This window comes from Streptomyces sp. NPDC027185 (assembly GCF_055567035.1).
Genome location: NZ_JBVHRF010000009.1, coordinates 345,487 through 368,914 on the forward strand (window position 1 = coordinate 345,487; position 23,428 = coordinate 368,914).

The 23,428-nt window shown below is 67.6% G+C and carries 1 protein-coding gene; it reads right to left on the reverse strand.

The window, feature by feature from the left end:
• Nucleotides 1-143: 143 nt before the first annotated feature.
• On the reverse strand, nt 144-23,396 hold the full coding sequence (locus ACZ4M8_RS27360; protein WP_467611833.1) for a hypothetical protein: 23,253 nt from the start codon (nt 23,394-23,396) through the stop codon (nt 144-146).
• Between the last annotated feature and the right edge of the window lie 32 nt (nt 23,397-23,428).

A 23,428-nucleotide genomic window follows, 5' to 3' on the forward strand; every position in this document is an offset into this window, starting at 1 on the left:
ACGGGAACGGCAACGGGTCCACACCCATCCTGCGGTCCGGGCCGGGCCCTGCCCATGTCCCTGTTCTGGGGGTCTTTGCCCTGGTGGGGGGAGTGTGGAGGGGTCTGGGGGGCGCCCCTGCGGAGCGCCCCCCAGGCCGTTGGTCACCGCCGCATCGACTCGCAGTTCTCGACGATCAAGCTCTCCGAGGCGGGAAGGGAACTCATCGTGGTGGTCAGGGCGTCGGCGGTCTGGTGCCACAGCGGGCTGTCGCCCAACCGTACGAACCCGTATCCCGTGAGCGTCTCGGGCGTCAGGACCACCCCGTTGGTCTCGACGAGCACCGTGTCGACACCGCGATCGAAGCTGTTGCCCGCGGTGAGACCCGCGGCCCTTCGCAGCAGTGCCCTGATGACCTCCTGGCCGTCTTCGGGATCCTCCATGAACGTCGCGCCGCTCAGGTGCAGGACGCGTGGTGGCTGCCCCCCGCCCTGTCCGTCCGGCGAGAGCAGGGGCGCCGCGGGGTTCTCCGGCGTCAGCGCCGCGGTGTCCGCGGTGCCGATCCAGTAGCGGATCTGGCCGAGCGCCGCGCCGACACGCTCCGATGTGCCGGAGGAGGCCCATCCGATGACCTGGAGCCGTCCTCGGACCAGCTCAGGGCTGTCGAGGAACGGCACCAGCGGAGTGGAGACGGCTGGGGCGGTCTCCCGGGCGGCGCCCGGTGTGCGGGCCGGCGCGGTGCTGCGCGTGTGGGCCGGCGAGGAGTCCAGGTTGGCGAGTGGCAGGGGCGCCGTTGCCGACGGGCGCGGGGTCTGCTCCGCCGCGGGTTCCTGCCCCTGAGGCGCAGGAGCCGAGAGGTTCCGCGGTGCCGGCGCCGTTGCCTGCGGTGCGGTCGCTTGCGTCGCCTGCGGTGCGACCGTCTGCGGGGACGCGCCGGCGTTGTGCGGCAGGAGCCGCACGAACTCCTCCACCGGCGGCCTCGTGAGCCGCTCCGGCTCCGGCACGGTGATCGTGACCTGGAGCGAGGCGTCCTCGCCGTTGCGGCCGGCCCCTTCATCGATCCAGGACCTGACGGTGCGCGGTGTGCCCTGGGGCACACCGGCCCGCTGCTGGGCCGTCAGCGTCACCGGTTCCCCGGCGAGGAAGGCGGTCCGCTGTTCCTCGGTGAGCTGGTTTTGCACCTGCTCGGGCAGGGCGGCGAGATCTTCCGCACGCTGCGCCCGTGAAGCGGCTACCGCCACCTTGTGTGCAGCTGCCGGGCCGTTGAGGAGGAGCGCCCGCTCCACCTGCTTGACCGCGTCACCCAGCTTCGTCCGGCGTCGGCCGGATTCCGCGTCGGTGCCGGAGATCTCGGGCCACCTCAGGATCTTGAGGGCGAGATCGAACCGCTGCTGCGTGCCGCCTTCCAACAGCTTCTGCGGGCTGAGGTCGTAAGCTTCCGCGGCCTCTGCCAGTGCGTGGGGTACTTCGCCTAGTGCCTGGGCCATAGTCACCAGGTGTACTGCGTCTTGGCCGGTGAGAAGGAAGGTGCGCAGGCCGTGGGGCACGGCGCCGAGCTGTTCGGCGAAGTTGACCAGGTGAGGGCGTGACTCCGGGGGCAGGCCGAGAGCGTGGGCGAGTCGCACCAGCTCCTGGGCGTTGAACCACAGATGCTCCCCCGCAGCATCGAGTTCGGCGAACCGTTCCTCGCTCAGGCCCAACTGCCCGGCGCGCCAGGTGCCGATGGTCGGGATGAGGGCTTCAACGTGCTTGTTGACGGCCTCCCACATTTTGCGGCGCTGCTTGCGTGTCATCCGGCTGTAGGTGTCGTTCGCCAGGAGGGGCGTCCGCCTCCCATCTTGCGCCACGTATTCCGCGAAGGTGGGAAACTCCTCGATCCCTACCTTCAACCTGTGGAGGCTTTTGAGCAGATCGAGGACGAAGTATCGCTCGCTGTTGGAGAATTGCAGCTTCGGCGTATCGACACCGTGCTCTGCCAGCAGCGGGTAGAAGTGCTCCTGTTGCCAGTCGAGGAGGGTTTCGCCCTGCGCCGCGCGGTCTTGGAGGTCATTCTTGAACACGTTGGCCAGGTGGCGCCAGTCGCCGTCCAGATAGAGAGCCTCGGCGATCTGCGCGAGATCCTCAGCGATCTGCACGAGATTCCACGCCACGACTGGAGCGACGCGCAGTTCTTGGGCGAGTGCACTGACCTCGTGCACCACAGGCCGTTCGAGCCGCACGCTGTACTCGTAGAGGGGGTGGATCAGGCCGCTGGGCGCGTCGGTTTCATGGACATAGTCGGCGATGCCCATGAGCGTGATGCCATTGAAGGCCAGCCTCGTGTAGTCCTCGACGATTCGACCGCCCCCGGTCTCACCAGTGCGACCTGCGCGACGGGCGACGTGCTCCTCCATCTCGGCCGCGATCTCGTGCCCACCGGGCAGCAGTTCGAACTCGTCCTGGATGCTCTTCCTCTTCCTGCGCGCCCTGATGGCGGCAGCGTGATGGATCTCTTCGAGGAAGTCGGAGAAGTTCTTGTTGCGCAGCTCGGTGAACGAGTAGTCGTCCATCAGAACGAAAACGTGCACCGGCGAGAGCCACGGGCCGCTCCACGTGCGCTCGGCGGCGTTACCGAGGCCGGTGAACGCGGGGTCGGAGAGGGTGCGGAACAGCCAGGCGCGGTCCTGTGGTGTGTAGGCCCTCGCCACGGTGGCGAAGTCCTTGAGGATGCGCCTTTGGCTCTTGAATTCGTCCTCCTGGAGGTGGAAGACGTGGAGGTAATGCTCGATGGCGGCTTCTTCGTCGTCGAGCAGCCCTGGCTGTACCGACCAGTGGAGGCCAGAGAGCCCTTCTCGGTATGCCGGCGCTTGGGCGAGTTCACCGAGTGCGACAACGACCTGCCGCACCTCCGGGTCGGACTGCTGAATCTGCCGGCGGATCAGCGGGGCGAACAGTTCCTTCAGCACATGCGGTTCGGCCAGGGCCTGGAGTGCGTCCAGCCGCATGGGGAAGTGCCTGAGTACCTGATAGAAGGCACGGGGGTTATCGCTCAGACCGAGGTCGGCAAGTATCTGCTGGAGGGATTCGGGTTCCGGGATCTCGCCCGTCGAATGGGCGAGATGGATCAGGTTGACGAAGTCGTCCGCGGTGAGGTCCAGCATGTCCTGCAGGGCCCCCAGGCGCAGGATCTCGCCAGTGGTGAACTCAGTGAGCACATTGCGGTGTTCTCGCAGAAGAGACCCGACCACGTCGAGGACCTTTGGGCTGCTGCCGCCCCTCTCCGCCCTGCCGATCCAGGACGCGATGGTCTCTGGCGTTCCTTCGGGCAGGTGGGCGCGCTGTTCGGCGGTGAGTGCGATGTCCTTGCCGGCGCGGAAGGCGGTGCCCTGTTCGGTAGTGAGAGTGTCCCGCAGTTGCTGGGGGAGGGCGCGGAACTCCTTCTCGCGCTGCTTAGCCGAAACGCTGCTCGCCAACCGATGCGCCTTTGTCGGGCCCTCGACGAACAGCTTCGTCTCCACCTTGCGGATCGCATCGTCCAATGCCTCTCGGCGATGGCTGATCCCGGCGTGGTCAGGGGAGTCGAAGACCGAGGGCCACCACAGGAACTGGGACACCAGCCAGGCCCGTCCCTGGGGGCCGGCTGCTGCCAGTTCCTCCGGCGTCGTGCCGTACCACTGCGCGACCTTGTGCAGTGCGTGGGGAACCGCGCCCAGCTCTTGGGCCATGGCGATGACGTCTTCTGCTGCCCGGCCGGTCAGATGGAGGTCGGCCAGGTCGCGCGGCACCTCGCCGAGCTGTGCGGCGAGATCGGCCAGGTGGGGCCCAGCCTCGTGGGGGAGCTTGAGGTCGTAGGCCAGGAGTACCAGTTGCCGGAAGTCGAACCGGGAGCCGCGGGCGGTGTCCTTGAGCCTGGTGAAGTGTTCAGGGGTGATCCCCAGTTCCTTGGTGTCGCGCCATGTGACGGCCGCGGAGAGGGTGTCGGCGCGCCGGGTGGCGTACTGCCACAGTGCGCGGCGTTGCCCGAAGTCCGCTGCCTGGTAATTGTTCCCCGGCAGCCGGGGCGCCTGCGGGTCGTCGGCCGTCAGGAACTCCGCGAACTGCGCGAGGTCCTCGATGCCGATATGCCACGTATCGGTCTTCCACATATCGATCGCGGTGAGCAGTGAGACGGCGTGGCCGGTCTCGGTTCCGCCCGGGGTGATCAGGGCGGCGAGGTCGATGCCGTGCTCTGCCAGCAACAGGCCGACGTCCAGGTCCCTCCAGCGGGCGGTGGCACCCTGCTCTGCGACCCTCTGGAGGTGTTCATAGAACACGCCGAACAGGCGGTCCTGGTCCTCGTCCAGGTCGAGGAGCCTGGTGAGGTCGGAGGCGTACAGGAGGCCGAACGCCGACATCCGAGTGGCGTCCAGACCTTCGGTGAACGCGCCGACCGCGGCCTCGCGGTGCTGCGCGCGCCGGGTTTCCGTGGGGATCCAGGACGCGACGGTGTCCGGCGTTCCTTCGGGAAGCTGGGTGCGCTGCTCTTCGGTGAGCGTGACCGGCTCGCCCGCGAGGAATCTGGCGCGCTGTTCGTCGGTGAGAGCGTCCCGCACCTGCTGGGAGAGGCCGGCGAGCTCCTCTTCACGCTGGTGGCGTGAAGCGGCTTCCACCGCAGTGGGCAGCGCCCCGGGTCCTTCCAGGAGGAAGGCCTTCACCACCTTGTTGACGGCATCGCTCAGGCTCTTGCGGCGTCGGTTGGCCTCGGCGTCCTTTCCGTGGATCGAGGGCCACTTCAGTTGCTGGAACGCGAACCAAATGTGTGCCTGCGTGCCATACGTCACCAGTTCCTGCGGGGTGAGGTGAGAGGCCTCCGCGACCTGGGGGAGCGCGCGGGGAGCGGCTTCCAGTTGCTGCGCGAGGTCGATCAGGCCAGGACGTGATTCCCGCGGGAGCCCGAGCTCGTCGGCGAGGGCCACCAGCTCTCGTGCGTTGAACCAGGTGTGGTGCGGTGTGTCGTTGAGTCCGCTGAACCGTTCCAGGGTCAGACCCAGTTGGTGGGCCCGCCATGCGGCGATGGTGGGGACGAGGGCGTCGCGGTGCGCGGCGGCGTACTGCCACAGTGCGCGGCGCTGTTCGGGTGTCGCCGTGTGGTAGCTGTTCTCCGGCAGCTCAGGTGCCTGCGTGTCCCATGACGCGAGGTACTCGCAGAGTGAGGGGAGTTCCTCGATACCGGCGTCCCACGGCTGAAGCGCGGCGATCAACGAGACGACATGAGCGGCTTCGGCTCCGGGCAGTAGCAGGGCCTGGACATCGACGCCGTGCTGGGTCAGCAGAGCTCCGAGATCCCGGTCCCTCCACTGGGAGAGGCCGTTGTTCCGATCCGCGAGGTCCTGGAGGTACCCCCCGAACACGGCGAACAGTCCGTGCTGTTCATTCTGCAGGCCGAGGAGACCGGCGAGGTGTTGAAGGCTGGCCGCCGCCACCGGGTCGACGTGCAGTTCTTCGGTGAGTGCGTGGACGACGTCGGTGTGGTGCTGCTCGCGCTGGGCTTCCGTGCCGACCCAGGGAGTGAGGACGGGAGGTGCCTCCCGCGACAGGACGGCACGCTGCTCGTCGGTGAGCGTCACCGGTTCGTCGACGAGCAGCGCGTCGCGCCGCTCCTTGGCGAGCTGCTCGGTTTCGCTGAGGAAGAGCATGCCACGCTGCTCATCGGGGAGCTTCGCGGATTCGCTGCGGAAGAGCACGCCACGCTGCTCATCGGTGAGTGTCACGGGTCCGCTGGCGAGGAAGGCGGTGCTCTGCGCCTCGCTGAGCGTGACGATTTCGCCGGTGAGGAAGGCGGCACGCTGCTCGCCGGTGAGAGCCTCCCGTACCTGCTGGGGCAGCGCGGCGAGATGCGCCTCACGCTGAGCCCGTGACGCGGCTTCCACCACCGCGCGTGCGGTGTCGGGGCCTTCTAGGAGTAGCGCCTTTGCTACCTGGTTGACGGTCCGGCTCAGGCCCGCCCGGCGGAGGTCGGCTTCAGCGCCGTGGATCGGGAGCCACTTCAGGGCCTGGAACGCCAGCCAGATACGTCCCGGTGCACCGGCCGCCACCAGCTCCTGAGGAGTCGTGCCGTGGCTTTCCGCGACCTGAGGCAGCGCGTGGGGCACCGCGCCCAGTTCCTGGGTCATGGTGACGAGGTGCGCCGCGTCCTGTCCGGTCAGGCCCAGAAAACGCAGAGTGTAGGGCACGGACTTCAGCTGCTGGGCGAGGTCGACCAGGTGCGGCCGGGCCGCCAGCGGCAGGTCGAGCTTGCGGGAGAGATTGACCAGTTCCCTGGCCTTGAACCAGGGATGACGGGCCGTGTCGTCGAGCGCACGGAACTGTTGCGGAGCGAGCCCCAGTTGCTGGGCGCGCCACGCGGCGATGGTCGGGACGAGGGCGCGGCGGTGCGTGGTGGCGTACTGCCACACCGCACGGCGCTGTGCGGGCCGGGCCGCGTGGTAGCTGTTCCGCGGCAGCTCGGGTGCCCGCGGGTCGTTGACCGTCAGGAATTCCGCGAGCTCCGCCAGTTCCTCGGCCCCGACGTTCCATGCCCGCAGTGCGGTGAACAGTGAGAGGACGTAGAGGGCTTCGGGTCCGCGGTGCGCGGTCAGGGCACTGTAGTTGACGCCGTGCTGGGTCAGCAGATCGGCGAGGCCGCCGTGGACCCAGTAGGTGAGGGCATCGCCCTGTTCTGCGAGGTCCCGGAAGTGGTCCTTGAGCACACCGAACAGAGCGCGATGTTTGCCGTGCAGGTGGAAGCGGTTGGCGACGTGCAGAAGGGCGACCGCCAGGGCCGGTTCGACGTGCAGCTCTTCAGCGAGTGCGCGGACTTCGTCCACCACAGGGCGCTGCATGCGCGCGCTCAAATGATAGATGGCGTGGATCAGATTGCCGTGCGCGCCGGTCTGGTGGATGTAGTCCGCCGCGCTCACGAGCGTGACCTGCTGTGCGGCCAGCATCCGGTGCTCATTGACGTGCCAGCCGCCCCCGCGGCCGTGGAGGCGGCCTGAGTGGAGGGCGAGATGCTTCTCCATCGCCTTCATGAGCGGGCGCCCGCCAGGGGCCAGCCGGACGGTTTCCCGGATGTCCTGCCCACCCGAATGTTGCACCCAGGTGCCCACGGTGTCGTCGACCCGTTCGAGGAAGCTGATGAAGTCCCCGTTACCCAGGTCATCGAAAAGAACATTGTAATGGACGAGCAGGGTGACCACATGGACTGGGGAGATCCACCGCTCAGTCCACTCCCGCTGGCCGACGTTGCCGGGGCCGACCAATGCCGGGTCGGACAGGGCGCGGTACAGCCAGGCACGGTCATACGAGGTCAGGGCACCCGCGAGGGTGGCGTAATCCTTGAGCACCTCCCTGTTCCGAGGAGTGGCCTGGAGGTGGAAGACGAAGAAGAAGTGCTCGATGGCGGCTTCTTCGTTGTCGAGCAGTCCCGGCTGTACCGACCAGTGGGTGCGCGGCTGCCTTCCCTGCTGAGCCCGTTTCGAGGTGAGCCTGCGGAGGTCGTCGGCGACCTTGAACGCCTCTCGGTCGGACTCCCACATCCGCTGGTTGACCAGTGAGCCGAACATCGTCTTCAACAGGTGCGGTTCGCGGAGGGAGTGGAGCGTGGCCAGCGGCATGGGGTGGTGCTTGAGCACCTCGTAGAGGGCGCGGGGGTTGTCGCTCAGTCCGAGGGCCGCGAGGGATTCCTGGAGGGCCTCGGGAGAAGGGACTTCGCCTGTAGTGCGGACGAGGAGGATGAGGTCCTTCATGGAGACGTCCAGCATGCGGTGCGAGGCACCCAGGCGCACGACTTCCTCGGGGGTGAAGTCGGTGAGGAGGTTGCCGTGTTCCCGAGTCAGGGCGTTCGCCAGTTCCTGGGGAGAGCCATGGTTGGGCAAACGGGGGACGTCGGTGTAGGCCGGCGGGCGGGAGCCGGTGCTGGCGTCCATCGGCCGGGGAGCCGGGGTCGGCCTACCCGCCTCGTCGATTTGGCTGAGGGCCCAGCGGAAGTCCGTGGGGCGCTCTAGGCGTTGGGCTTCTGTGCCGATCCAGGAGCTGACGGTGATCAGCGCCTCCTGAGATGGTCCGGCCTGTCGCTCGTTGATGATCCTTACGGGGCCGCCGCTCTGGAAAACGGCGCGCTGTGTGTCGGTGAGCGTGATCCATTCGTCGGTGAGGAAAGCAGTGCGTTGCTGATCGGTGAGGGTGACGGCTTGGCCGCGGCGGTAGGCGGTGTTCTGTTCGGGGGTGAGGAATGTGGTGGTTTGGTTTTCGGCGAGTCGTAGGGGGGCGGCGTTGAGGTATGCGGTGCGTTGGTTTTCGGTGAGGGTGACGGGTTCGCCGTTTAGGTAGGCGGTGTTCTGTTCAGGGGTGAAGAGGGTGCGTACCTGGTGTGGCAGGGCGTTGAGGTCCTCCTCCCGCTGCTGCTGTGAGGCGGCGACCGCTGCCCGGTCCGCCGCGGTGATGCCCCTGAGGAAGAGTGCCCGCCTCACCTGGTTGAACGCGCGTGTTGCTCCTGCTCGGCGGCGGTTGGTCTCCTCGTCGTTGTAGGGGCCGAGGATCGCGGGCCACCTCAGGTGCTGGGACACCAACCAGGCCTGGTCATCGGCGGTGTATGCCACCAACTCCTGTGGCGTCTTCATGTGCCCCGCGGCGACCTGAGGCAGTGCGTAGGGGACCGCGCCCAGTTCCTGGGTCATGGTGATGAGGCGTGCTGCGTGTTCGCCGGACAAGTTGAGGCGGCGCAGTGTGTGGGGTACTCCGCTGAGCTGTTCGGCGAGGTCGATGAGGTGGGGTCGGGCTTCGTGGGGGAGGTCGAGGTCGCGGGCGAGGTTCTCCAGCTCCTGGGCGTTGAACCAGGGGTGGCGGGTGGTGTCGTTGAGTGTGCGGAAGCGCTCCGCGGTGAGACCCAGTTGCCGGGCGTGCCACGCGTTGACGGTCGGCGTGACGGTGCCGTGGTGCCGGGTGGCGTACTGCCACAGTGCGTGGCGCTGCGCGGGTGTTGCCGCGTGGTAGTTGTTCTCCGGCAGTTGCGGTGCCTGCGGGTCGTTGACCGTGAGGAATTCCGCGAATTCCGCCAGTTTTTCGGTGTCGACGCCCCAGTCGTTGAGCGTGGTGAGCAGTGCGATGGCGTGGGCGGTTTCGGCGCCTCCGCGCGCCATGAGGCCGGGGAGGCCGATTCCGTGGTCCGCGAGCAACAGGCCGAGATCCCGGTCCCTCCAGCGCAGGTGGGGGCCGTCCTTGTCCCAGAAGCTCTTCAGGTGGCCCTCGAACACGTTCAGTACAGGGAGCTGGTCGTCCTGTAGGCCGAGGAGTTTGGCGACGTACAGGAGGTCGTACGCCATGTCCTTGGTGGTGTTCAGCTTTTCGGCGAGTGCGTGGACGGCGTCGTTGTCGTGCTGTTTGCGTCGGTCTTCTGTGCCGATCCAGGAGGCGAAGGTGTTCGGTGTTCCTCCGGGCAGGCTGGTGCGCTGCTCTTCGGTGAGGGCGATCGGCTCGCCGGTGAGGAAGGCGGCGCGCTGCTCGTCGGTGAGAGCGTCCCGCACCTGCTGGGGCAGGGCGGCGAGATCCGCTTCCCGCTGCGCCCGTGAAACAGCATTCGCCGTTTCCTGTGCCGCCGTGCGTCCCTTCAGGAGGAATGCCTTGATCACCTGGTTGAGGGCGTCGCTCAGGTCCTTTCGGCGGCGCTCGGCCTCGGCGTCGGCTCCGTGGATCGGGGGCCACTTCAGGCGTCGGAACGCCAACTGGGTGAGCTCCTGTACGCCGTTCGTCAGCAACTCCTGTGGAGTCGTGCCGATCACTTCCCCGATCTGGGGGAGTGCGTGGGGAGTGGCCTCCAACTGCTGTGCGAGGTTGACCAGACGGGGGCGTGATTCCCGGGAGAGTCCGATCCGGCGGGCGAGGTTCGCCAGCTCCCGGGCGTTGAACCAGGGGTGGCGGGTGGTGTCGTTGAGTGTGCGGAAGCGCTCCGCGGTGAGACCCAGCTCCTCTGCCAGGGCGGAGTTCTCCTCCGGTATCGGGGCGGGGGCAGAGTTCTCTCCCAGAGCCTGGCCGGAGGTAGAGCTCTCTCCAGTGTTCTGGTGCTGGGGTGTGGAGGTGCTACGGCTGCTGGATCCGGAGCTGCCGGCCTGGTTCTCCGGCTGTTCGGGGGCGGAGTGGGTGCGCTGGTGGGGGAGCATGCCGCCTACGCGGCGTCGCTTACGTCGGTTTTCCGTGCCGACCCAGGAGGCGATGGTGCCCGAGGTGTTCGAGGGCAGGGCGGCACGTTGTTCGTCGGTCAGGGTTACTGGTTCGCCGGTGAGGAAGGTGGTGATCTGTTCGTCGGTGAGCAGGTCCCGCAGCTGCTGGGGGAGCGCGTGGAAGTCCGCCTCACGTCGTGCCTGTGACGCGACTTCTGCTGCCACGCGTGCGGCGTCGGGGCCTTCCAGGAAGAGGGCCTTCGCCACATGTTCGATCGCGGTGCGCAGGCTTGTCCGGCGATGCTCGATCTCGGCATCGGTGCCACCGATGGTCAGGGGCCATCGCAGGATCCCGGAGGCGAGCGTGGCCCGATGCTCCGCGGTGTACGTCAGCATGTCCTGCGGGGTGACGCCATAGAAGTTCGCGACCTGGACCACGGCACGCGGGAATGCGCCCAGCTCCTGGGTCATTTGCACGAGGCGTGCCGCGTCCTCGCCGACGGGAACAGCACCCAGTTGACGTGCCAGTCGCACGAGGCCTGCCGCCTCCTCCTGGATGAGGTCCAAGGCGAGCAGGGTGCGGGGCGTGGTATGGAGCTGGCTGGCCAGTAGTACTAGCTGAGGCTGATCCTCTGAAGGGAGATCGAGGATGTGGGCGAGGCGCACCAGCTCCCGGGCGTTGAACCAAGGTTGGCCGTTGACCGCGTGGAACTGTTGCAGAGTCAGTCTCAGATCCTGGGCGCGCCAGGCGGCAACGGCTGGGCGGAAGGCATCGGCCTGCCTGGCGGCGTATTCCCACAACTGGCGGACCCGCGCAGGTTCTGTATGCAAGGGATGCTTGATCAGGTGCTTGATGAATGTAGGGACTTCGTCGATAGCCATGTCCCAGGTTTCAAGCGCGGCGAGTAGCGAGACGAGGTGGGGGGCTTCGTTACCGCGGCGCTTGGTCACGTCCAGGGCATTAATGCCGAGCTCCGCCAGCAGCGGCACGAACTCCTTATTCCTCCATCCGAGGAGAGTGTCGCCGTGAATCGCAAGGTTTTGGAGGTAGTCCTTGAATGCGGTGAGCAGGTGTTCCTGGCCGGGCTGGAGGCCGAGAATCTCGGCGAGGTAGTGGAGGTTGAATGCCACGGCCGGGTCGACGCGCAGTTGTTCGGCGAGTGCGCGGACTTCGCTCACCACGGACCGTTCGACGTACTCGCTGTACTGGTAGAGGACGTGGGCCAGGTCGCTGAGCGCGCCGGTCTCGTGAACGTATTCGGCGATTTCCGAGAACAGGATTCCTTGCTCGACGAGTCGGTCATACTGACTGACGTATCGGTTGCCCCGGGCACTTCCGAAGTGCCCTGCCCGCTTGGCGACCTCATTTTTGATCGCGGCCATAAGCGTGTCTCCGCCAGGGTTCAGCGGGACTGCTTCGCGGATGTCGCCCTCCCTTGCTTGGAGCATCCTGGTGCCCACGGTTTCGTCGATCCGTTCGAGGAAGCTGACGAAGTCCTCGTTGCGCATGACGCCGAACGGGATTTTTTGCTCGATGATCAGGATGCCCACGTGGAGTGGGGAGATCCACCGTTCGGTCCAGTGCTGCTGGCCGGCGTCGTAGTCGACGAGTGCGGGGTCGGACAGGGCTCGGAGCAGCCAGGCACGGTCCTGCGGGGTCCGAGCCCCTACGAGGGCGGCGAAATCCAGGAGGGTTTGCCAGTGCACGTCGGGATCCGTGAGGCCGAAGGCGGTGCAGAACATCTCGATGGCGGCTTCCTCGTCGTCGAGCGGTTCTGGCTGCACCGACCAGTGGGTGGCCTGGGGCACTCCCTGCTGGGCGGGGCTTTGGGCGTAGCCGTCGATCATCCTGAGAACTTGCTGGAGCGCCGGGTGGGAGTCCGTGTCGGATTCCATGAGGGAGTCCGTGTCGGAGTCCGTGTCGGATTCCATGAGGGAGTCCGTGTCGGATTCCATGAGGGAGTCCATGAGGGATTCTGTGAGGAAGTCTGCGTCGGAGTCCGGGTCGGGGGACTGGATCTGCCAGTTGACCAGCGGCCTGAAGAGCAACTTCAGGATCTCCGGCTCGGCGAGGGAGTGGAGGATGTCCAGTCGCATGGGGCGGCGCTTGAGAACCTCGTAGAGGGCGCGGGGGTTGTTGCTCAGTCCGAGGGCGACGAGTGAATCCTGGAGGGTTTCCGGGTCCGGGATGTCGCCTGTTACCCGGGCCAGGGCGACGAACTCCTTCATCGAGGTGTCGAGCATGCGGTGCAGGGTGCCCAGGCGCCGGACCTCTTCGGTGGTGAAGTCGGTGAGGAGGTCGCCGTGTTCTTGGCGCAGGGAGTTCGCGACCACGTCGGGTTTGGACAGCTGCGCCGGAGGGGGGGTGGCGCTGTAGTCGGGCAGCTCGAAGATGCTGGTGTAGGCCGGCGGGCGGAAGCCGATGCCAGCTTCCGGCAGATGGTAGAACTTCCTGCCCATCGGGTCCACTTGCTCGAAAGCTTGGCGGAAGTCTGTGGGGCGCCGTCGGCGTTGGTCTTCGGTGCCGATCCAGGATGCGACGGTTTTGGGCGCGTTCTGGGGCGGTCCGGCTCGGCGTTCGTCGATGATCCGGATGGTTTCGCCGGCGAGGAGTGCGGTGCGTTGTGTGTCGGTGAGCGTGATGGGTGGGTTATTGAGGAATGCGGTGCTTTGTTCGCTAGTGAGGGTTATGGCTTGGCCGTTGCGGAAGTCGGCTTTCTGTTCGGAGGTGAGTGTGGTGGTTCGGGGGGCGAGAAGTGTGGCGGATTGGTCTTCGGTGAGGCGTACGGGGGAGGCGCTGAGGAGTGCGTTGAGGTATGCGGTGCGTTGGTCTTCGGTGAGTTCGACGGGCGCACCGTAGAGGAAGAGGTAGCGCTGTTGGGGGGTGAACAGGTTCCGGACCTGGAGCGGTAGTGCGTTGAGGTCGTCCTGACGCTGGAGCCCTGATTGGAACGCTGCTTTTGCTGTTGCTGCGCGGGTGCCGTCGAGGAACAGCTCCCGGGCCACGTTGCGGAACGCGCGAGCTGCTCCTGCCCGGCGGCGGTTGATCTCCTCATCGTCGTAGGGCCCGAGGATCGCAGGCCATTTCAGGTGCTGGGACACCAGCCATGCACGGTTGTTGGGTGTCACCAAGTCTTTTGGCTTAAGCCGGTATTTCCGCTCGAGCTGGGGCAGTGTGATGGGTGTTTCGCCCAGTTCCTGGGTCAGGGTGATGAGGTGTGCTGCGTCCTGGCCGGTCATGCTGAAGCTGAGCAGATTGCTGGGTACGAACTTCAGTTGTTGGGCGAGGTTGACGAGGTGGTGTCGGGCTTCGTGGGGGAGGTCGAGCTCGCGGGCGAGGCCGACCAGTTCGCCAGGGTTGAACCAGGGGTTGTGGGTGGGGTCGTTGAGCTCGCTGAAGCGTTCGCGTGTGAGACCCAGCTCCTGTGCGAGGGCAGAGTTCTCCCCCGGAGCCTGAGCGGAGGCAGAGCTCTCCCCGACGTTGTGGTAGCTGCTGGAGCTGCTGTTCTGGTTGGTGGAGTGATCCTGGGCGGAGTGGTGGCGATGGTTGTGGGGCGTGCCGCCTGCGAGGCGTTGGAGGCGTTGGGTTTCCGTGCCGATCCAGGAGGCGAAGGTGCTCGGTGTTCCTTCGGGCAGCTTGGCGCTCTGCTTCTCGGTGAGTGTGACCGGTTCGCCGGTGAGGAATGTGGCGCGCTGCCTGTTGGTGAGGATGTCTTGCACGCGCTGCGGCAGGGCGGCGAGGTCCGCTTCACGCTGTTTCCGCGAAGTGGATTCGGCTGCCGTACGCGCTGCTGAGGGGCCTTCCAGGAACAGGGCCCGTGCCACCTGCCGGACCGCATCGGCCAGGCTCTTTCGTTGGCGGTTGGCCTCGTCGCTGTGGCCCATGACCGGGGGCCACCGCAGGATCCCGGAGGCGAGCGTGGCTCGCTCCTCTTCGCTGTGTGCGACCAAGTGCTGGAGGGAGAGGCCATATGCCTCCGCGACCTGGGGCAGCACTGTCGGGATCCCGCCCAGTTCCTGGGCGGTGGTGAGGAGGTTTGCTGCGTTCCGGCCGGTCAGGTCCAGGGCGCACAGGGTGCGGGGTATCTGGCCGAGTTGTCCGGCGAGGTCGGTCAGGCGAGGGCGTGCCTCGGCTGGGAGACCGAGGAGGTGGGCGAGGTTCGCCAGTTCCCGGGCATTGAACCAGGAGTGGTGGGCCGTGTTGGTGAAGCGTTCCGGGGTCAGTCCCAGTTGCTGGGCGCGCCATGCGGCCACTGTCGGGACGAGGGCGTCACGACGCTCGACGGCGTACTGCCGCAGTGCACGGTGCTGCCCGTGTGTCGCTGTGTGGTAGCCGTTCTCCGGCAGGCGGGGCGCCTGCGGGTCGCGGGACGCCAGGTGGATGAGGAATTCCTGGAACTCATCGATCCCGATGTCCCAGGCATGAAGCGCTTCGAGGAACGAGATAACCTGGGCAGCTTCGGTCTCCTCGTGCCTGATCAGTTGGTTGACGCGGAAGCCGTACGCCGCCAGCAGCCGCCCGAAGTCCTTCATTCTCCAGAGCAGGAGGGTGTTGGCGTCGCCCCGCTCCGCGTGGTCCTGAAGGAAGCTCTTGAACACGCCCAGCAGATGCCGCCGTCCGTCGTGCAGACCGAGAGTGTCGGCGACGTACAGGAGGTTGAAGGCCACGGCCGGGTCGACTTCAAGCTCTTCGGTGAGTGCGCGGACCTCTTCCACCACGGACCGTCCGACGTGTGCGCTGTACTCGTAGACGGCGTGGACCAGGCGGGTGTGCGCGCCGGTCTCGTGGACGTAGTCGGCGATCTCCATGAGCGTGATGCCACGGTCCGCCAGGCTCTGGTAGTGCTCGACCCTTCGCTCGCCTCCGTGGCGCTCGATGCGGCCCGCGCGGTAGGCGACCTCTTTCTCCATCGCCGCCATGAGCGCATGTCCGCCAGGGGACACCCGGAACTCTTGCCGGATGTCGACGCCCCTCATGTGGAGCATCCTGTGCCCCACGGTGGCGTCGATGCGTTCGAGGAATGCGGGGAAGTCCTCGTTGCGCATGTCCTCGAACGGGAGGTTTTGCTCGATGATCAGGGTGCTCACGTGCAGGGGGGAGAGCCATCGTCCGGTCCACGACTGCCGGCTGACGTCGCCGGGGCCGACCAACGAGGGGTCGGTCAGGGCCCGGAAGAGCCAAGCACGGTCCTGCGGCCCGCGTGCACCCGTGACGATGGCGAAATCCCGGAGGATGCCGCGGTGCTCGTCGGATTCGTTGGGGCCCATAAGGCCGAAAGCATGGAGGAAGTGCCTGATGGCAGCTTCTTCGTCGGTGAGCAGCCCCGGCTGCACCGACCAGTGGGTTCCGGTGAGCGTCCCCTGTTGGGTCGGCTGTTGGGCAAAGTCGTCAAGCGTGCTGACGATCCACGGAATCTCCGAGGCGGCGGCCTGGGAATCCTGCCGTGCCGGTGAGGCGAACAGCCACCTCAGCGTGTCAGGGCCAGCGAGGGAATGGAGTGTGTACAGCCGCATGGGGCGGTGCGTGAGCACCTCGTAAAGGGCGCGGGGGTTGTCGCTCAGGCCGAGGGCGTCGAGGGATTCCTGGAAGGCCTCGGGGGTGGGGACTTCACCTGTGGCGCGAACGAGGTGGACGAGGTCGCCCATCGGGACGTCCAGCATGTGCTGGAGAGTGCCCAGGTGGACGATCTGCCAGGTGGTGAAGTCCGCGAGGAGGTCGCCGTGTTCCTGGATCAGGGCGTCCACGATCGCCTGAGGCGGTTCTTGGCTGTATGCCGGTCGCCCGGCCGCGCGGAGGTAGCTCGGTGGGCGGAGGCCGGTGCCGGCTCCCGTTGCCCGCCGGATGGTGGTGCCTTCGGCGTCGATGTGCTCGAAGGCTCGACGGAAGTCCGTGGGGCGGTGTCGGCGTTGGGCTTCGGTGCCGATCCAGGAGCTGACGGTGTTCGGGGCGTCCTGGAGCGGGCCGGCGCGTCGGGCGTCGATGATCCTCAGGGGTTCGCCGTTGAGGAAGATGGTGCGTTGTTCGTCGGTGAAGGTGATGAGGTCGTCGTCGAGGAAGGCGGTGCGTTGTTCGTCGGTGAGGGTGACGGGGCGTCCGTCGCTGAGGGCGGTCTTCTGCCAGGTGGTGAGTGTCCTGGCTTCGGCCGTGAGGAAGGCGGTGCGTTGTTCTTCGGGGAAGGTGAGGGGCTGGCCGGTGAGGAGAGCCGTGCGTTGTTCGGGGGTGAGTGCTACGAGCTCGCCGTCGAGGAACGTGGTGCGCTGTCCGCCGGTGAGGGTGAAGGGCTGGCCGTTGAGGAGGGCGGTGGACTGCTGGTCGGTGAGGGTGAGGCTTTGACGGGCGAGGAGTGCTTCGGACTGGCTCTCGGTGAGCTTCACCGGGGCCGCGTTGACGAAAGCGGTGGCTTGTTCCTCGGTCAGGGCGACGGCCTCGCCGTTGAGGTAGGCGGCGCGTTGTTCGGCGGTGAAAAGGTGCTGTACCTGGAGGGGCAGAGCCTTGAGGTCTGCTTCGCGTTGGTGGTGTGACGCCGCTTCTGCCGCTTCGTCCGCTGCGGTGCGGCCGTTGCGGAACAGCGCCTGTGCCACCTTTTTGAACGCACGGTCCACGCCTGCCCGGCGGCGAAGGGTCTCGGCATCGTTGTAGGGGCCGAGGACCGCAGGCCACTTCAGGTGCTGGGACACCAACCACGCCGGGCCATCGGCGCCGTCCTTCAGCAGTTCGTCCGGCTTGACCTCGTAATGCGCGGCGATCTCGGACAGCGGGTACGGCACCGCGCCGATGGACTGAGCCAGGTCGATCAGGTGGGGCCGGGATGCGTCGGAGAGATCGAGGTTGTAGGCGAAAGTTGTCAGTTCTCGGAGGTTGAACCAGGGGTGGCGGGTGGTGTCGTTGAGCTCATTGAGGCGCTCCGGGGACAGCCCAAGGCTCTGTACCTGGGCGCTGCGCCAAGCGATGACGGACGGCACGAGGGCGTCGTGGTGCTGGACGATGTACTCCCACAGTTCGCGGCGCTGCTGGGGAGTTGCTCCCCTGTAGCTATCCACCAGCATCTGGGGTGCCTGCGGGTACGGGGCCGTCGTGCCCTCGACTGCCGGGAGTTCGTCGATGAGCTCGGGGAGCTCTTCGATGCCGACGTTCCAGCGGTGGAGGGCGCTGAGCAGCGAGATGGCGTGGGAAGCCTCGGCTCCCCCGGGGGCGAGGAGGAGGTCGGGGAGGTTGATGCCGTGCCGTGCCAGCAGCACGCCGAGGTCCTGGTTCCTCAGCCGGACGAGGAGCTCTTGCTGCTTCGGAAGCTTCTTGAGGTGGCCTTGGAACACATGGAGCAGGGGGAACTGATCGACTTGCAGACCGAGGAGTTCGGCGACGTGCAGAAGGGCGAACGCCGCATCCCGGTCGACACGCAACATTTTGGCGAGCACTTCGACACGGGTGTTGTGGCGCTGATCGCGTTGAGCTTCCGTGCCGATCCAGGAGGCGACGGCCTCGGGTGTGTCCGCGGGCAGGTGGGCGCGCTGCTCCTCGGTGAAGGTGACCGGCCCGCCGGCGAGGAAGGCGGTGCGTTGCTCCTCGGTGAGAGCGTCCCGCATCTGCGGGGAGAGGTCGGCGAGCGACTCCGCGTGCTGTGCCCGGGACGCGTCTTCCGCCGCGGACATCACGGCGCCGGGGCCCTGGGTGAGCAGAGCCTTGATCACCTGGTTGACGGCGTCGCTCAGGCTCTTCCGGCGGCGGATGGCCTTGGCGTCGGTTCCGCGGGCCGAGGGCCACCTCAGGTACTGGAGCGCCAGCCAGATGTGTTCCTGCACACCGCGCGCCACCAGTTCCTGGGAGGTCGTGTGGTACCTCGCGGCGACCTGGGGCAGCGCGCGGGGTACAGCGCCGATGGCCTGGGCCATGGTGATGAGGTGCGCCGCGTGCCGATCCCTCAGCTCAAGGTCGGCCAAGCCGCTGGGCACAGCCTCCAACTGCTGTGCGAGGTCGACCAGGCGGGGCCGTGCCTCTCGGGGGAGGGAGAGGAGGTTGGCGAGGTTCGCCAGTTCCTGGGCATTGAACCAGGGGTGGCGCGTGGTGTCGTCGAGAGTGCGGAAGCGTTCGGGGTCGAGACCCAGTTCCTGGGCATGGCGCCACGCGGTGACGGTCGGGGTGAGCGTGTCATAGTGCAGCGTGACGTACTGCCACAGTGCGCGGCGCTGTCCGAGTGTTGCCGTGTGGTAGCCGTTCTCCGGCAGTTGCGGTGCCTGCGGTTCGTTGACCGTGAGGAATTCCGCGAACTCCGGCAGTTCGTCGATGTCGACGCTCCAGTCGTCGAGCGTGGTGAGCAGCGAGATGGCGTGGGCGGTTTCGGTTCCGCCGGGGGTGATGAGGCCGAGGAGGTTGATGCCATGCTCTGCCAGTAGCAGGCCGAGATCGTGTTCCCTTCGCGTCCGGAAGGCATTGTTCTCATCCACCTCCGGGAGGCTCTGGAGGTGGCCCTCGAATGCGTGGAGCAAGTGGAGCTGGTCGTCCTGCAGGCCGAGGAGTTTGGCGACGTACAGGAGGTCGTACGCCATGTCCTCGGTGGTGCCCAGCTTTTCGGCGAGTGCGTGGGCGTCGTCGTCGATGCGTTGTTCGCGTTGGGCTTCTGTGCCGATCCAGGAGGCGAGGGTGTCGGGTGTTCCTTCGGGCAGGGCGGTGCGCTGCTCCTCGGTGAGGGCGATCGGCTCGCCGGTGAGGAAGGCGGCGTACTGCTCTTCGGTGAGAGCCTTCTGCACCTGCTGGGGCAGGGCGGCGTAATCTTCCGCACGCTGGCTGCGTGCAGCGGATTCCACTGCCTCTCGCCCTGCCTCGGAGCCCTCCCGGAGATATGCCGTGACCACCTTATGGACGGACTCGCTCAGCCGCTGCCGGCGGTAGGCGGCATCGGCGTCGGCACCAGGGACCCAAGGCCACAGCAGCATCTGGAAAGCCATCCAGATATGTTCCTGTACGCCGTAGGACGCCAGCTCCTCCAGCGTCATGCGGTAGTGGTCCGCGAGCCTGGGCAGTGCGAGGGGCACCGTGCCCAGCTCGTGTGCCATGGTGACGAGGTGTGCTGCGGCCTGGCCGGTCAGGCCCAGGTCACGCAGTGCACGGGGCACCGTGCCGAGCCGTTCGGCGAGGTCCGCCAGGAGAGGCCGGGCTTCTTCGGGGAGGTCGAGGTCGCGGGCGAGTTCGACCAGTTCCCGGCGACTGTCCCTGTGGCGCTTCCTGCGCTGGGCATCTGTGCCGATCCAGGACTTGAAGGTGGCCGGGGTCCCTCCGGGCAGGTGTGCGCGCTGCTCCTCGGTGAGAGTGACCGGTTCGCCGGCGAGGAACGCGGTGCGCTGCTCGTCGGTGAGAGCGTCCCGTACCTGCTGGGGCAGGGCGGCAAGGTCCGTCTCACGCTGTGCTTGTGAGGCGGTTTCCGCAAATGTGCGTGCCGCTTCCAGGCCCTCCAGGAACAGTGTTCTTTCCACCTGGCTGATCGCACGGTTCCAGCTCGCCTGACGACGGTCGGCTTCGGTACCGGAACCGAAGAACGGAGGCCACCGCAGGATCTGGGTGGCGATGCCGATCCGCTCCTGCGCACTGGCCGTCAACAGCCGTTGCGGAGTGGTTTTGCAGGCCTTCGCGACCTCGGTCAACGCCAGCGGAACGGCACCCAGATCCAGCGAAGCTCGCACCAGTTCGGCTGCTGCCTGACCGGTCAGCCCCAGGGTCAGCAGTTCGTACGGCGTACCGTTCAGCTGCTCGGTGAGCGCTTCGAGATCCGCCAGCGCCTCCGCCGGCAGCATCAGTGCGCGGACGAGATCCCCCTCCGACGGCGTGGAGCTCGTCCGGGAGGAAGTGGGCTGTGCCGTGTCCAGGGTGCCGGGCAGTGCCGTGCCCGGGGCCTGCGGCGTCCACTGGGAGTCCAGGGCGGCCTTGGCGTGGGTGGTCAGGAGCGCCCCGACCTCCGCCATGACCGACTCGGTGAGGGTGGCGGGGCTCTCCAGGGCGTCCCCGTTCTCCTCGGCCACCGTCAGGTCGCCCGTGTCGGCGGCGGGCAGGAAGCGTTCGCTGACCGATGCAGGCGGCAGTGCGGTGACCGGCAACGTCTCCGGTACCTTCAGCTCCTCGGCGGGGTCGGCGGTTGGCCACTGCGGGGTGAGGAAGGTGACGCCCTCCGGAATGTTCACCTCCTCCGTTCCTGCGGTCGGCGACCATTCGCCGAGCAGGTTGATGTTCTTGGTCTGGACCGTCAGATGCCACCTCACGCGTCCCGTGCGGGAGCGGTGCGGCAGCGCGCCACGGGCCACGAAGCTGCCCGGGCTGACGTTGGTGATCTCCGCGAGGCTTTGGCCCTTGCCCGGCGAGGAGGACCGCCCGAACCCGAGCCCGCCCGTGCTGGTGTCCGTACCACCGGTGAAGGTGGCGGAGTGGGCGTGGTTGAGGTGGTTGGTGGTGACGCTGCGGACGTCGGAGAAGCCCGCGGAGTACTCCGCGAGGTCCATCGTCGACAGCGTGACCGTCTCCCCGGCGTCCACCACGTCGGTGATCTCCGCCCGGAGGAGCAGCCGGACCCGGCGGTTGGTGAGGGCTCCGTCCAGGACCACCTGGGGGGTCGCCGAACCGGCGCCGGTGTGCAGCGCCGCCACCAACTGGTCGTGGGTGAGGGCCGTTTCCAGATGGGCCCGCGCCTGGTGGAGCGGGACGCCGTGCGCCGTCAGCAGCTCCAGGGCGCGCTCGCGCAGCCGGGCGGTGCCAGAGACGCCGAGCACCCGGTCGTGCTGGGTGAGGGTGACCGGACCCTCGTTCACGGGAGCTTGGGCGGCGGGCGCCTGCGCTGTCGATGTGGCCACCGGGACCAGCCAGCGTGCCTCGGCCTCGATCTCCCGCGGCCGGGCGGTGGCCTGGCGGGGCTGCGCCGTGCCACGGGATCCGGCCGGGCGTACCGCGCGCACCAGACGGTTCACCGCGCCGGTCAGGCCGGGCGCCGGGACCTTCTCCACCGTCACGGACGTGACCAGCCGCACCTTGTACGTCAACTGGTGTGCGGAACCCGCGTAGTTGAGCCCCGAGAGCAGATACGCGTAGGACGTCAGGCTCTGCTTGGAAGTGAGGCCGCGGGAGAAGAGCGTGAGGTCGCTCCCGTGGCCGGCGTGGGCGCCCCAGCCGCCGGCCACGCCCACGCCCAGCGCCAGCTTGGAGCTGTGCGACTGGGAGTTGGCGAAGTCCCGCATGGCGCTGGGCCACAGGTCGAACCCGGCGTTCGGCAGATGGACGGCGGACACCGGTGCGATGCCCTGCCCGGGGACGGCAGGTACCCGCACGGCGCGCACCTGGAAGTGGACCGTCTCGGTCTCCCCGTCGGCCAGCGGCCGGACGAAGGTACGGCGCAGCCCCTGCTCGTCGGGGGCGACGGTCGCGTCCCGGTCGCCGAACAGCTCGGTGAAGCGGGCGCTCAGCGACTGGGTGTGGAAGTGGGTGTCCAGGAACGTGTTCAGGGCGAGCAGTTCCGCCGGCGTCCACTCCGGTGCGCCGAGGGACTTCCGCGCGTGCATCAGCTGCTCGCGCAGCTCGTTCCGGACGTCCGTGTGGTGCCCGGTCCCGTTGCCGGAACCACGCCACAGGTTGGCCAGCCCGACCGGGCCGTACAGCCCCGAACTGCCCGTCGGCTGCGTCAGCTCGTGCGGGGGCGTCTGCGCCGGGGCGTCCTGCTGCCGGGGGTACGGGAGGGGCTGCGGGGCGCCGCCCTGGCTCCCGTGCGTCACGGTCTGGTGCAGCGCCGTCTGGAAGGTGTCGGCCAGCTCTTCGGGCACCCGGACGGCGACTGCGATGGTCTCGGTGAACTCCCGGCCGAGGCGGTCGCCGAGTGGCCGCACCCCGGCCGTCAGCCGGACGGTCAGCAGGAACGGCACACTGCGGCCGTTGAAGCGGGCGCTGTGCCAGCGTCCGCCGCCGGTGTCTCCCGCGGAGCTGAACGACGTGGACGTACCGGCGTCGAGCGTCACCGGGAATTGGAAGGTGGGCAGAGTGGTGCCCAGACCGGTGGCCTCGCCGAGAGTGAGGGAGAAGCCGCCACCGGTGGTGGCGGAGGCGCCCTGCAACTCCAGCCAGCGCAGGTTGAGCACGGTCGACAGATCGCTCGCGTCGCCGATCCGCTCGACGCCGGTCACCTGTCCCGACAGTTCGCCCTGGAGTGTCCGGCCGCCGCTGAGCGGTACCGGAGGCAGCAGCATCCCGCCGTCCAAAATGCGGGCGAGGTCGTTGAGGACGCTCAACTCGCCGAGCCGGTTGTGCAGGTACTCGTGGAGCGGGTTACCGGCCCGGGCGTCGGTCGGGTAGGCGCGGATCAACTGGTCACGCAGGCCTCCGAGACCGCCGATGTGCTGCCCAACGGAGAAGAACCGCAGGACCTCCTGAGTGAACCGGCGGCGCAGCGCACCGGGCGTGCCGACGGGCAGCGTGGCATGCCACGGCGTGACGGTACCGTTCGTGGCCGGCTCCACCAGCTCGACGGGGAAGGCGGCGAGGAGCGTGCCCTCCTTCGAGTGGGCCCGGTGCTCCACCGGCACCCCCGGACCCGCCGTGACGACCTCCAGCCGGGCCCCGGCGAAGGTGAAGTGTGCCAGCTCACCGCTGTAGCCCAGTGACGGGTTGGTGTACGCGTTGGTGCTCCGGCTCTGGTCGTACGAGCGGGACGACGACAGGCCGACGCTCACCTTGGGGGTGAAGGGGACGTTGCCCGGTGCCAGCGGCACCTTGACTGCGGGGCTCAGGCCGATGGAGGAACTGGCGCTCTCCGAACTGCCCGTCGAGCGGTTGGTGGTCGCTTCCTGCGGGCCGATCAGCTTCTCGCCGTACGGCGCGTAGGGCGAGGCGGTGTGGGTGGCGCGGCTGCGCTGGATACCGGTCAGCCGGATGCGGACGGTGTGTTCGGTGCGGGGCGAACCGCCGGACACGGTGAGCTTCAGCCCGCCGTCGACGAGGCGCCGGGAGAGGTTGTTCGCACCCAACCGGTCCAAGTGCGCGCCGAGTTGGGCGCGGACCGCGGACGCCAGACGGTCGTGCAGCTCCGGTCCGATGACGTCCGTGGCCGGCAGCAGCGAGGCGACCAGGTCACCGAGGACACCGGAGACCGCACCGCCGGGCAGGACGGTGCCGTCGAAGCGGACGTCGCCGAAGGCGACGACGGAGCCGAAGAGGCCGAGGGGGAACTGCGCCGACTGCCCGGTGGCCCGTTCGGTGCCGAATCCGATCGGTGGTACAAGGGTCTGCGGGAGGGTCACGTGCAGTTCTTCGTAGGGCAGGACCTCTTCGA